Here is a 12,591-nt window from a genome sequence, read left to right as displayed (position 1 = left end):
AGCCCTTGTCTTCCGCATGAAGGAGGGATTCCGAAGCATGGGCGTGACCACTGTCAGCCTCGTGCTGGCCAACCTCGTCATTGGGGTTGTTGGACATGGGTGATCCTTTCGACCGGTTGAAGATCTAACTGAGGGGTGGAACGGGAAAGTGCGGGGACCGGATCAGAAAACGGACCACCCGGTGCGGTCGGACAGGTCAGCGAGGGCCGCCGAGCCCGCCAGGGAATTTCCCTTGGAGTCCAGCCGCGGGCTCCAGACGCAGATGGCGCACTCCCCGGGGACGATTACCAGGATTCCGCCGCCCACACCGCTCTTTCCGGGAAGGCCGACGCGGTAGGCGAACTCACCGGCGGCGTCGTACATGCCGCAGGTGAGCATGATGGATCCGATGCGCTTGGCCTCGCTCCGTGAGACGACGGGGCCGGTTGCGCCGTGCCCGCCGCGGGCAAGGAACAGGCCGGCCTTCGCCATCTCGACGCAGCTCATCATGATGGAGCACTGTCTGACGTAGTTCTCCACCACGGCCTCGGCGGGCCGGTGCAGGTTGCCGAAGTTCTTCAGGAAGTGGGCCAGGGCCAGGTTGCGGCTGCTGTTGGCCAGCTCGTTCTCTGCGGCCACCTCATCGATGAACGGTCCCTGGCCACTGTGCTGCCCCGCCTGGCCGCGGAGGAAGCGCAGGACATGACCTGCAGCGTCAGCGGACCTCTCCATCAGGTGGTCGGTCACCACCAGGGCGCCCGAATTGATGAACGGGTTCCGGGGGATCCCGTGCTCCACCTCAAGCTGCACCAGGGAGTTGAAGGATGTCCCTGACGGCTCGCGAAGTACGCGGGACCAGAGCGCACTGGGGTCACCGGCGCTGAGCGCCATGGCCAGGGTGAAGACCTTCGAGATGCTCTGGATCGAGAACGGAAGATCCGCGTCGCCGGAACTGAACACGTCCCCGGATGTGGTGGCGACCGCAATCCCGAAACGGTTGAACGGCGGGGATGACAGGTGGGGGATGCTGGCGGGAACTGATCCTGCTTCACTCCTGGGCCGGTGGCTGCGGACGATGTCATCCAGGACCAGGTTAAGAGGCGGCGAATCGAGTGCTGTCATCATTTCTTGCCCAGGTGCTCCTTATGCTTGCCGGCCCACTCCTGGATATGAAGCAGGGCGACCAATGAATCTCGGGGATTGCTGAAGTTCAGGCCGGTGACCCTGCTGATTTTGCTGATCCTGTAGTAGACGGTGTTCTTGTGCATCCTCATGCGCTGGGCGCATTCGGCCACGTCCAGGGACGCCTCGAAATACGCCCGGAGGGTTTCGGCCAGCTCGCCGTCGTCCCGGAGGAGGGCCCAGAGGCTGCGATGGCGGAAGTCGGAGGCCGTGAAGTTCTCCACCGCCTCGTGGAACAGGATGTCCACCTCGAAGTCGTCCACGGTGGCCACGGCAGCGGTCCCTGACCGCCGCATGCAGCCGAGCAGGGCTTCCGTCTTGGCGGTCACGGAGTGAATCGACAACAGATCGGGGGCGATCGGCCCCACTGCCGCGAAAGGACTGATGCCCAGGTGCTTCCCGGCGTCCCGGACGATGGCTTCGGCGAGGCTCCGGAGCCCGGCCTCGGCGTTGGTGGACTGGAGCCCCGGGATGATCACAGCGGTGTCGCCGTTGAACTGCCCCACGACGGCAGACGGTTTGTAGGCCGCCGCATGGATGGACGCAAGGTTGGCGAGTTCCCCGTGTTTGAGGGCCGCGTCGTCTTCCTGCGCCCCAGCGGCGGACATTCCCAGCAGGATCAGGGCCGAAGGAAAGTCCGCCGGGATCTTCTCGCTGTGTGCACTCGCTGCGGCTTCCGCCGGGCCCGACAGGATCCGCGCAATGCGGTCCTCGCGCATATGCACCGACTGCTGGTTGCGGTAGCGGATCAGCTCGGCGGAGGCTCGCGCGGCTGATCCGGTCAGGACATAATCAACGTCCGCGCTGAAACCGTCCCCGGTTTCCTGGAGCCAGATGTACCCCATGATGCGGTCTCCGGCGAACAGGCTAATGGCGACCCGCTCCCGCAGGCCGTCCTGGGGCCTGGCCGGAACCCTGACCGGCAGGCGGGTCCGGTGCAGTTCGCGGTAGGCGCCAAGATCCTTGAGAAGCAGCTCGTATTTGCGCGGACCGCGTCGGGCCAGAATTGACGCCTTACGCAGCTCGTCGATGTCATTCGACACCGTGGAGTAGGCCAGGACCTTGTTGGCGGCATCCTCGATCACCACGTGGCTCGACGTCAGGCGGGCCGTCGTCTGGGCGATGGCGAACAGGTCTTCTTCCAGCAGCGTCAGTACCTCGCTCTGGTAGCTGCGTGGCTGGATCCGGTCCTTGGCGATGGATAGCAGCCGGTCCCAGTCCGCTGCCGGATCCACCAGAAGGAGGCCGGTTCCGGCAGCCCGGAGCAGCTCTTCGGCTTCCCCCAGTTCCTCGGGGCCGCCCTTGACGGCCAGCACCAGCGGAGGGTTTTTCAGAAGGCGCCGCAGCGCCGGCAGAGCGGAGCGTCCGCGCACTCCGATGAGCAGGACAAACGCTGCCCCGCCGTCGGAAGTCTCGTCGTCGGCGTCAACGATCAGAAAACGTTCAATGGGTGATTCCGCGCGGGACGGCCGGAGGATGAGGCTGGCGAAACCCAGGGGGAGATCCGACAGGATGTCGTCCACTGTAGCTGCGGCCATGGGTTTCCTTCGGCGTTGATACCCGTCCGGACGGCTCTGTCCGGTCACCCAATGCTATCCACAGTAAATCCCGGAAAATATGGATCCCAGCCTAAATCCGGCGGGGTGTTTTAGGTCCCGGAACCAATGCGGCCCGGGTCCGGGCAAAATAGGGGGATTGACACCCCCTCCCTGCGGCAATATCCTACAACCAAATGGTTGTAGATCAGCTTAGCGATGCCGAACTTGACCGCCTCTTCCAGGCGTTCGCGGACACCACCCGGCGGGACATCATGCGCCGGGTGGCGGTGGGGGAGTATTCGGTGTCCGGCCTGGCCTCCCTCTACGCCATGAGTTTTGCCGCCGTTCAGAAGCATGTGGCGGTGTTGGAGCGCGCTTCCCTGGTCACCAAGGAAAAGCGCGGAAGGGAGCAGATCGTGCGGGGCAATCATGAAGGACTGCAGAAAGCCCGGCGGCTGCTTGATGAGTACGAGGCGATCTGGCGGCAGCGCGCCGCGCGGATCGCAGAAATCCTCGCTGAAGAATAGGAAGGGTCCGGCAATGACGGTTATCAGTTCCACAAAGAGTACCGAGACGCTCAGCTTCACCCTCGTGGCAGAGTTCGACGCCGACGTCGAGCGGGTCTGGCAGATCTGGGAGGACCCGCGGCAGCTTGAGCGCTGGTGGGGCCCGCCCACCTGGCCAGCCACGTTCGTGAAGCACGAATTCACTCCCGGCGGAGAGGCCAGCTACTACATGACCGGCCCCGACGGCGAGAAGGCCGGCGGCTGGTGGCGCATCACCGCCATTCAGGCTCCGAGCCGCCTGGAGTTTGACGACGGTTTCGCCGACGACGACGGCGCTCCGGTCGAGGCCATGGGCACCACGCATGCGACCGTCACGCTGGAGGACATCGGCGGCCGCACCCGGATGACCGTCTTGTCCACGTTCGAGTCCGAGGAGCAGATGGGCAAGATGGTCGAGATGGGCATGGAAGACGGCATGAAGGAGGCAGCCGGCCAGATCGACGCCCTCCTGGCCCAGCACTCCCGCGCCTGACCGCCTGCTGAATCAAAGCACACGGTAGGAACGCGAAAGGCAATAGGACGACGGCGGGACTTCCCGCCGTCGTCCTCTTGCGTGTGCGTTTGGTGGCTGTTGCTAGCGGCCTGCGAGCAAGCCCCTCCCCGTACGGAAGGGGGTGCTCCTATACTGACCGTGTGGCAACGTCGTTGCTTTTCGGTGTGGTGGCTTCCAGTGCCCTGATCGTGGGCGCGTTTGTTGGTGTCCGCTTTGAGTTGCCGAAGCGATTCTTGGCGATCCTCTTGTCCTTCGCAGCAGGGGCCCTCATCACCGCCCTGAGTTTTGAGCTGTTCGAGGACGCGTACCAGCGCGGCGGGATTGTGCGCGCGGCGCTGGGTCTGCTTGGTGGCGCCGTGGTGTTCACTGCGCTGAGCGCGCTACTTGACCGCTGGGCACAGCCCGGATCCCAAGCCACTCCTGCGGACGAATTCCGCGGCAGCGCCAAGCTCGACACCGACGCCGCCGCTGCCGAGAAGGCGCCGAGCGCTGTGTCAACCCGAGGCGCGGCCGGGATGGCGCTGCTGGCGGCGGTGACGCTTGATGGCGTGCCGGAGAACATCGCCTTGGGTGTTTCGCTGGGTGAGGGGACCGGCGGGCTGGCGCTTTTGGCGGCGATCTTCGTGTCGAATTTGCCGGAGGCATTAGTGGGAGCGTCGTCCATGCGCAGCCAGGGCAGGTCCGCCGGTGCCATCATGGGCCTCTGGACCGTGTGCGCCGTGCTGCTCGTGGCCGCTGTGGTGCTGGGTGCGGGCCCGCTGTCCGGGGCCGATCCGAAGACTATATCGTTGCCGCTGGCGTTCGCAGCGGGAGCCGTGATTGCCTCCCTCGCGGACACGCTGATGCCCGAGGCGTACGAGCATGGCGGGCCGGCCGTGGCACTCAGCACGGCCGCCGGCTTCGTACTCTCGTTTGTGCTCTCGCTCGCCTGAGGGGTGTTGGCGGCGCCCCATGCGGCCGGTCTAGAAACTCCGGGCGTTCGCCAGTACCGGCAGTTTTCCGCGGACTTCCGTGATGACGGACGGGTCAATGTCGACGACCGCCAGCTCGGGTTCGCGGCCCAGGGCAACGACGGGGGAGCCGAGAGGCGACACTACGGCGCTGTGGCCGATGCCGGTGGGGGCGGAGCCGGCGGACGGAAGGCCGATGCTGACGGGATCGCCTTGTCCGCAGGCCACCACGAACGTGGTGCTGTCCACGGCGCGGGCACGGACCAGCAGGTCCCACTGGTCGGTCTTTCCCTCGCCCGCGCCCCAGGACGCGCAGACAATGATGATCTGGGCGCCGGCCCGGGCGTTGGCCGTAAAAAGTGCGGGGAAGCGCACGTCGTAACAGGTGGCGAGGCCTATGACCGTGCCTTTCAGTTCGAAGGTCACGGGTGACGTTCCGGCGTCCACCGAATCGGACTCGGCGAAACCGAAGGCATCGAAGAGGTGGATCTTGTCGTAGGAGGTGTCGATCCCCGGGCCGGTCACCAGCAGGGTGTTGCGCACGCGTCCGTCCTCCCCGGGGGTGAACATGCCCGCCACGACGGCGATGTCGAGCTCCCTGGCAATGCGGCGGACGGCGGTGGCCCACGGGCCATCGAGGGGCTCGGCGATGTCCGCGAGAGTGTTGCCGAACGCGCGCATCGCCGCTTCCGGGAACACCACCAGCTCGGCCCCGGCGGCTTTGGCGCGCGTGGCGTAGTCTCGGATGAGCTCCAGATTGCCCGCCAGGTCGGCGCTGCTGATGATTTGGGCCACTGCTAGACGCATGAATTTACTCCAGTCTGTTGTATACATAATGTATGCGAAAAATGTCAGGGACGGCGGCGTCCGGCCGCGAGAAGGCCTACGCGTACCTGCGCGAAAACATCCTGATCGACCCGGAGATGCAGGGGCGGTTCCTCAACGAGCAGGAGCTTGCCGCCGAAATCGGGGTCTCGCGCACCCCGGTCCGTGAGGCTCTCCTGCTCCTGGTCTCCGACGGCCTGGTGGAACTGATCCCCCAGCGCGGCGCCTATGTCCCCCCGGTGACGGGCCGGGAAATGTCCGAACTCATGGAACTGCGCGGTGTCCTCGAAAGCCACGCCGCGCGCCTGGTCATCGAGCAGCGCAGGGTGCCGGCCGAGACGATGCAGGACACCCTGGACCAGCAGTCCAAGCTTCCCGACAACCTCAGCCCGGAGGCGGCGCGGGAGTTCATCCGCCTGGATACCCTGTTCCACCAGCAGCTCATTGATGCCGCCGGAAACGAACTCATTTCCCGCACCTACAGCAAGCTCCATGTGCGGCAGATCCTGGTGGGCGTATCCGCGCTGTTCCGCACCGGCGGCCGGCGCGAGCAGGTGTGCTCCGAACACCAGGACATCCTCGATGCCCTGGTGTCCGGCGACGCCGTCAAGGCGCAGAAGGCCATCGACCATCACCTGGCCGTTACCCGCGACATCCTGCTCCGCACCTAGGTCCGGCTTACTTGGATTCCGCGGCGCCGGACGGCTGGGTTGCCGCCCCGGTTCCTTCCAACAGCAGGCGGTAGTCCAGGTCCTCCACGGTGTCGTTGTCCCGGCCGAGCGCCAGTCCCACGACGGTGACGGCCGCGGCTACGGCAACGTAGATGGCCACCGGAATCCAGGTGCCGAACTGGGACAGCAGCAGCGTGAACATGAGCGGGGCGATGGCGCCGCCGATCACGCCGGCGAACGTGTAGGCCAGCGAGCTTCCGGTGGAGCGGAGCCGCGGGGAGAACTGCTCCACGATGAAGGCGGCCTGGGGGCCGTACATGAAGGAGTGCGCCATCAGGCCCAGGACGATGCCGACGATGAGCATCGGCTGGTTGTTTCCGCCCAGGATGCCGAAGAAGATGAACGTCCAGACTGCACCCACCACAGCGCCGACGCCGTACACCAGACGGCGGTTGAAGCGGTCGGAGACGGCGCCCGCCAGCGGGATCATGAACAGCTGGAATGCGGAGCCGACCAGGACGGCGGTGAGCACCTGGTTGCGTTCGTAGCCCAGGACCTGAATGCCGTAGGTGAGCGTGAAGACGGTAAACAGCGCGTACAGCACATCCGGGCCCACGCGGCACAGGATGGCAGCGATCAGCGGGCGGAGTTCCTTGCGGAAGACCTCGTGGACCGGGGCGTGGGGCTGCTCGCCGTGGGCCTGGATTGCCTTGAAGACGGGAGTGTCCTCGAGCCTCAGCCGGATCCAGAGGCCGAATGCCACCAGCAGGGCCGACACGAGGAAGGCGATGCGCCAGCCGAAGGAGAGGAACTGTTCCTCGGTGAGTGCCAGCGTGAGGACCGCCAGGGCGCCGTTTGCCATCAGGTTGCCTGCGGGTGGGCCCACCTGGGCCGCAGAAGCCCAGAAGCCGCGGCGGTTGGGATCGCCGTATTCGCTGGAGAGGAGGACGGCGCCGCCCCATTCGCCGCCCACGCCCACGCCCTGGGCGAACCGCAGCAGGACCAGGATGATGGGGGCGGTGATGCCGATGCTCTCGTAACCGGGCAGCACGCCGATCAGCACGGTGGCCACGCCGATGATCATCAGGGTGGTCACCAGGACCTTCTTGCGGCCGATGCGGTCCCCGAGCCTGCCGAAGATGATGCCGCCGACCGGGCGGGAAACGTAGCCCACCGCGTAGGTGGAGAACGCCAGGATGGTGCCGGTCAGGGGATCGGAGGTCGGGAAGAAAACGATGGGAAATACGACGGCGGCCGCAGCCGAGTAGACCGCGAAGTCGTACCACTCGAGCGCGGTGCCGGTGAGGCTGGCGGCAAAGGCCTTGTACAGGCCCTTGGGATGAATCGGCTTGTGCGGACTCGGCGTTGTGCCGGAAGCCGGAACTGGGACGTTTGCCATGGTGTTGTCCTCCACGAGATTTTTATGGTGACGCCTGTCACGCTGGCGTTAAATGTATACATTACGCATACTGGATGTACATTGGCGACCGTTTCAGGTTTCCGGTTTGTAATTTTTCAGCAAAAGGATGGATCCACCATGACGACTCTGAGCTTCGAACTTTCCGACGGCAGCACCAAGGACGTACAGGTAAAGCACCTCCTGAACGCAGGCTACGCAGGGCGGGAGCAGGAGGAAGTACAAGCCCACATTGCCGAACTGGCTGAACTGGGCGTTCCCGGTCCCACCACCACGCCGGCCCTATATCCAGTGTCCCCCTATCTGGCCCAGCAGATAGCGGAAGTAAGCGTGCAGCATGGACGGACCTCCGGCGAGGCCGAGTGGGCGATGGTGATCACCGACGACGGCGTGCTGCTCACCGTCGCGTGCGACCACACGGACCGCGAGGTCGAGGTCCACGGGGTTGCCTGGAGCAAGAACGCCAGCCCGGACGTGCTGGGGCGCAAGGCCTGGCGTCTCGGTGACGTGCGGGACCACCTGGACCAGATCACCCTGAAGGGTTGGGTCGGGGAGGGCGACACCCCGGACACGCTGATCCAGGACAGCTCGCTGGCGGCCCTGCTGACTCCTGACTACTGGCTGGACGTGCTCACGGAACGTGGCCTGAACGCACCCGGAACGGTCCTCATTTCCGGCACCGTGGCCATGACCCACGGCGTGAACCAGTTCGCCCGCAGCTGGAAAGTGGAAATGACGGATCCCGTGACCGGCGCGTCGGTGGATGCACAGTATGTCGTTGAGCAGATGCCCGAGCCGATCGGCTGATTCATGCGTTGAGGCGAACCGGAAACGGACGACGGCGGGGAGGTCGCCGTCGTCCGTCCTGCGTTGGGGGTGCATGCCCTTTTCTGTTAGGAAGGATGCCAGGTTAGGCAGTTTCGACAGGCCTGTCTGTGGCGTATCCATACTGGGACCAGCCGCCGACGAACAGTCTGCCTTTGCCTATTCCGAGTTGCTCCAGAACCAGCAGGTTGTGGCAGGCGGTCACTCCGGATCCGCAGTATGCAATGGTGTTCTCGGCGGAGACGATGCCCACACGCTCGAAATTCTCGCGTAGCTGTATCTCTGGGATCAGTCTTCCTGAGGAGTCGAGGTTCTCGCGGCAGGGGACGTTTACGGCGCCGGGTATGTGCCCTGGACGGGGGTCAATAGGGTCTTGGCGCCCCTCGAAGCGGTCGCGATTCCTCGCGTCCACGACCTTGTAGTGATCAGAAGACGCCTCCGAGATATCGGCAAGCAGGGTCTCAGGCCAGGCTTGGGCTGAGAAGTCTCCTTCCAGTCTTTGCGGGGCCTCCGTAGCGAGCTCTCCCGGGTAACTGGCGACACCCCCGTTCAGGATCGCGGCACTGCGGCCCGTCGATCGGAGCATCCACACAATTCGGGCCGCGATGACTCCACCGGCGTCGTCATAGGCGATCACGACGTCAGAGTCACTGATGCCGGCTTCCTGCATCCCCTGGGCAAACACTTCAGGGTCGGGCAGCGGGTTCCTCCCGGCTTTCTTCGAAGCCGCCCCCGAGAGCCACCGATCCATGTCGACGAAGACGGCATCCGGGATATGACCAGCGTCGTAGGCGTCCCTTCCCGAGGTCCCATCCAGATACCAGCGGGTATCCACGAGAACGAATCGCCCTAAGTTGCCCGCGCACCAGGTCCAATCAACAAAGGGCTGCAAGTCCGGGTCGCTATTGCTCATAGTCCGGAGTCTAAAGCGAGGATCCATATATTGAGATATCGATCTCAATATATGGACTTGAGGCTTCCGGAATCGGTGTTATCCGCTCTCAACAGCGGGGATGTTGAGTCAACAGGTACTGGACGAACCCGCGCAACTCGCGGCATAATCCACAACACAGCAAAGCAACGCGCACGACGTTTTACACCCTTTCACGGGGCTCTATCGCGGGGGGTGCCAGATTCGCTTCCCGATGGAGTTGCGTCTGGTGGTTGGCTGCAGGAAATAGTCGGAAAGGCAGAGACTCATGACCGCACAGGAAACCGGACCCACGAGTGTAGCGGGCCCGGTGTCGGTCCGCCCGCTGCGCGAAGCGGACCTAGATCGTGCTGACGAGATCCTCAGGGTGGCGTTTGGGACGTTCCTCGGGATTCCCGATCTGTTCGGGACCGCTGACTATGTCAGGACTCGCTTTGCCGCCGATCCGCATGCCGCCTTCGCCGCGACGGTGGACGGCGAGCTCGTCGGATCGAACTTCGCCGCCAACTGGGGCAGCGTCGGATTCTTCGGCCCGTTGACCGTGCGTCCGGACCTTTGGGACCAGGGGGTCGGCAAAAGCCTTATGGAGCCGATCATGGGCTGCTTCGAGTCCTGGGGGAATAGCCACCTCGGCCTGTTCACCTTCTCGCACAGTCCTAAACACCTCGAGCTCTACCGCCGCTACGGTTTCTGGCCTCGGTTCCTGACCGCCGTTATGCGTAAGCAGGTGGCGGCCCCTGGCTCGGTGCCCACTCGGGTGACGTATGCCGAGCTGTCCGCCGCCGACCAGGCCGACTACCTCAGTGCCTGTCGCTCCTTGACCGACTCGGTGTATGAGGGTCTGGACCTGCAACGCGAGATTGTGGCCGTGCATGCGCAGGGACTTGGCGACACCGTACTGCTGCCGGGCGAGTCGGGTCTCGACGGGCTAGCCGTCTGTCATTGTGGACCGGGATCGGAAGCCGGTACGGATGTTTGCCTCGTCAAGTTCGGCGCCGTTCGCCCCGGCGGGCAGGCCGGTGACAGATTCGAACGACTGCTCGACGCCTGCGAGCAACTGGCCGCCGACCGCGGACTGAGTCAGATCGAGGCCGGGATGAACCTGGCCCGCCCGGATGCCTATCAGCGCATGGTCGCCCGCGGTTTCCGTACCGGGTTGCAGGGCGTGACCATGCACCGGCCCAGCGAGCCCGGCTACAGCCACTCCGACGCCTACGTGATCGACGACTGGCGCTGACTCCCCGTCCCCGCCCGTGCACCACGTATGCATGCAGCACGTGTGAGGCGTCGATGCCGATCGTGCGCGGGACCGCTGGAAACTTTGGTCGGATGTGTGCGCACAATCCTCTCTGTCGGGGAAGATTGGGTTGGCAACCCGCACAGAATGAAGCATCGGAGTGGGCGATGGCACCGGTCTCGAACGGTGAACCCGAGATCGGTGACTCCCCGTCGGAGACGACGTTGTTCCAGAGGCTTCAGGCTGATCCGATCGTTGCCTTTGCACTGTCGATCATCTTCTGGGTTCAGTCCGCGACACTCTGAAATTCACGATCTTGCCTAGCGCGAAATCGGGGTGCGCAATCTCGCTGTTCCCATCCGGGTGGACTCCGCTGAGCCGCCATAGTCGGCGGCGACGATCTCGCAGAGCAAACAAGGCCGCCATGCGAAACATCAAGATCGCCCTCGATGCCATCGGGGCCACTTAAGAGGACGTATATCGACGGACCATTTACACGCTGCAGCCCACACAATATGAAACGATCACAGCCGCAATCGAAGAAGTGCAAGGTTCATCGGACCATCCGGCCCAGACAATCGTCGGCGTCACCGGCCTCGCCCTGGACGGGTTGCTCATCGAAATCGAGACGACTGTCGTCCTGCCTGAATAGCGGACGCAGCTGTCCGCAACGCCGCCAGTGCCCGACCCAAGGCTTGGGAAAGAAGGCGACGGCGGGAGGTTCCCGCCGTCGTCCGCTTCGAAATGTACGGCCAGGCGGCAATTAAGGACGCCATCATGAACCTCTGGGTCAGCCTTAACGCGGCCGCCGGTCAATCCACAGACACAGCGTCCCGCTCACGGTGGCAGAGCTTTGTGCAGCATTCCGTCTTTGGCCCTGGAAGCGGCTGCGCTGGTTGCAGGGGGTTCGTAGGTGCAGCGTGGAACGCAAAAGCCCCGCATTACCTTTATGCCGCCACGGGCTTACAGTGGCAGCGATCGGCGGGCGACGACCCGGGGCTTCAGGTCCCGATTGACGAGATACAGTGGCCGGCCGTCGATGAGGGCTGCAAGCGCGTTCTGCGCAGTCTTGGTGCGGATTTCATGCTCGGACTGCTCCGAGTACCAAGCGGTGTGGGGTGAGAGGACAGTGTTGTCGAGAGATGCGAAGGGGCTCCCCGCCGGCAGCGGTTCGTCAGCGAACACATCGAGGCCCGCACCGGAGATGCGCCCAGCACGCAGGGCAGCGGTGAGGGCGTCCTCATCGATGATGCCGCCGCGGGCGGTATTGATGATCAGCGACGTCGGTTTCATCAGCGCCAGCTGGTCCTTGCCGATCAGTCCGCGAGTTTCATCGTTGAGGGGCACGTGGACGGAGATGACGTCGGAGGTGGCGGCCAGTTCCTCCAACCCAACTAGCCGTGCACCCGATTCGGCGGCCTTCTCTGCGCGGACGAAGGGATCGAACGCAAGGATCTCCATTCCAAATACCTGCATCTTCTCGGCGAGGCGCTGGGGTATGTTGCCGAATCCGACCAGGCCCAGAATCCGGCCACGAAGCCGGTGCAGCGGCTTAGCCGCCGCGTAGTCCCAGACGCCGGCGCGGATGGCGCGGTCGTAGGAACCCAATCCGCGGGAGAGCGAGAGAATCATGGCCGCCGCGTGGTCGGAAACATCGTCCAGGGAGCCGTCCGGCACGTTGGCAACCATGATGCCTGCCGCGGTGGCGGCGTCAACATCAATGGTGTTGACGCCGATGCCGTAGCGGCAGATCACGGCACACCGCTCGAGACGCCCGATGAATCCGGCATCGAGCTCGACGTACTGGTTGATGATGGCGTCCGCGTCGCCGCAAGCCTCAGCCAGCGCTTCCCTCGATTCAAAGGGCCCGGTGACGAATTCGACGTCGGCGGCGCCAAAAACTTCCAGCTCCGGCGCCAAGTTGGCGAATTCGTAGTCGGTCACAACAATCTTGAACATGTTCATCTTTCCGGTGAG

At 64.3% G+C, this 12,591-nt stretch carries 13 protein-coding genes; 7 read left to right on the top strand and 6 right to left on the bottom strand.

What is annotated here, in order from left to right:
* Positions 1-162: 162 nt before the first annotated feature.
* Together J7I89_RS11135 and J7I89_RS11130 are read right to left on the bottom strand one after the other, a co-directional pair.
* Positions 163-1,104, bottom strand: a complete 942-nt coding sequence (locus tag J7I89_RS11135; RefSeq protein WP_214970004.1) for a glutaminase — start codon at positions 1,102-1,104, stop codon at positions 163-165.
* The gene (locus J7I89_RS11130) at positions 1,101-2,699 is read right to left on the bottom strand and encodes a CdaR family transcriptional regulator (RefSeq protein ID WP_214970001.1); all 1,599 of its coding nucleotides are present in this window, start codon (positions 2,697-2,699) and stop codon (positions 1,101-1,103) included. Before J7I89_RS11130 ends, J7I89_RS11135 begins: the two co-directional genes overlap by 4 nt.
* Positions 2,700-2,893: 194 nt before the next feature.
* On the opposite strand from J7I89_RS11130, the gene J7I89_RS11125 reads away from it, so the two are divergent.
* The 3 genes from J7I89_RS11125 (at position 2,894) to J7I89_RS11115 (ending at position 4,690) form a co-directional block, all read left to right on the top strand.
* Positions 2,894-3,226, top strand: a complete 333-nt coding sequence (locus tag J7I89_RS11125; protein WP_214969998.1) for a helix-turn-helix transcriptional regulator — start codon at positions 2,894-2,896, stop codon at positions 3,224-3,226.
* A 13-nt stretch (positions 3,227-3,239) separates the two neighbouring features.
* On the top strand, positions 3,240-3,737 hold the full coding sequence (locus tag J7I89_RS11120; RefSeq protein WP_214969995.1) for an SRPBCC domain-containing protein: 498 nt from the start codon (positions 3,240-3,242) through the stop codon (positions 3,735-3,737).
* A gap of 161 nt (positions 3,738-3,898) precedes the next feature.
* Complete coding sequence (locus J7I89_RS11115; protein ID WP_214969992.1) at positions 3,899-4,690, top strand: ZIP family metal transporter; 792 nt, start codon at positions 3,899-3,901, stop codon at positions 4,688-4,690.
* A gap of 30 nt (positions 4,691-4,720) precedes the next feature.
* On the opposite strand, the gene J7I89_RS11110 is transcribed toward J7I89_RS11115, so the two are convergent.
* Positions 4,721-5,515 carry a carbon-nitrogen hydrolase family protein gene (locus tag J7I89_RS11110; protein WP_214969989.1) on the bottom strand — a complete coding sequence of 265 codons (795 nt, stop codon included), beginning with the start codon at positions 5,513-5,515 and terminating at the stop codon, positions 4,721-4,723.
* A gap of 32 nt (positions 5,516-5,547) precedes the next feature.
* Here J7I89_RS11110 and J7I89_RS11105 point away from each other — a divergent pair, with 32 nt between their 5' ends.
* Positions 5,548-6,204, top strand: a complete 657-nt coding sequence (locus tag J7I89_RS11105; protein WP_214969986.1) for a GntR family transcriptional regulator — start codon at positions 5,548-5,550, stop codon at positions 6,202-6,204.
* Positions 6,205-6,211: 7 nt separating this feature from the next.
* On the opposite strand, the gene J7I89_RS11100 is transcribed toward J7I89_RS11105, so the two are convergent.
* Entirely contained in the window at positions 6,212-7,603 is a 1,392-nt protein-coding gene (locus J7I89_RS11100; RefSeq protein ID WP_214969985.1) for an MFS transporter, read from the bottom strand.
* Positions 7,604-7,741: 138 nt separating this feature from the next.
* Between J7I89_RS11100 and J7I89_RS11095 the strand changes: the two genes are divergently transcribed.
* The gene (locus J7I89_RS11095) at positions 7,742-8,428 is read left to right on the top strand and encodes a DUF2848 domain-containing protein (protein ID WP_214969982.1); all 687 of its coding nucleotides are present in this window, start codon (positions 7,742-7,744) and stop codon (positions 8,426-8,428) included.
* Between the two features lie 103 nt (positions 8,429-8,531).
* Here J7I89_RS11095 and J7I89_RS11090 read toward each other — a convergent pair whose 3' ends face one another.
* On the bottom strand, positions 8,532-9,359 hold the full coding sequence (locus tag J7I89_RS11090; RefSeq protein WP_214969980.1) for a sulfurtransferase: 828 nt from the start codon (positions 9,357-9,359) through the stop codon (positions 8,532-8,534).
* A gap of 286 nt (positions 9,360-9,645) precedes the next feature.
* Between J7I89_RS11090 and J7I89_RS11085 the strand changes: the two genes are divergently transcribed.
* Entirely contained in the window at positions 9,646-10,614 is a 969-nt protein-coding gene (locus J7I89_RS11085; RefSeq protein WP_251045168.1) for a GNAT family N-acetyltransferase, read from the top strand.
* Positions 10,615-10,781: 167 nt separating this feature from the next.
* A complete protein-coding gene (locus J7I89_RS11080) occupies positions 10,782-10,919 on the top strand; it encodes a hypothetical protein (RefSeq protein ID WP_214969977.1) in 138 nt (45 codons plus the stop codon).
* A 658-nt stretch (positions 10,920-11,577) separates the two neighbouring features.
* On the opposite strand, the gene J7I89_RS11075 is transcribed toward J7I89_RS11080, so the two are convergent.
* Positions 11,578-12,573, bottom strand: coding sequence for a C-terminal binding protein (locus J7I89_RS11075; RefSeq protein ID WP_214969974.1), 996 nt, complete (start codon positions 12,571-12,573; stop codon positions 11,578-11,580).
* Positions 12,574-12,591: the final 18 nt, after the last annotated feature.

The organism is Arthrobacter sp. ISL-5 (assembly GCF_018613835.1).
GTDB lineage: Bacteria > Actinomycetota > Actinomycetes > Actinomycetales > Micrococcaceae > Arthrobacter.
The sequence above is the reverse complement of the archived record's forward strand: the minus strand, read 5'-3'. Positions and strand labels throughout refer to the sequence as shown.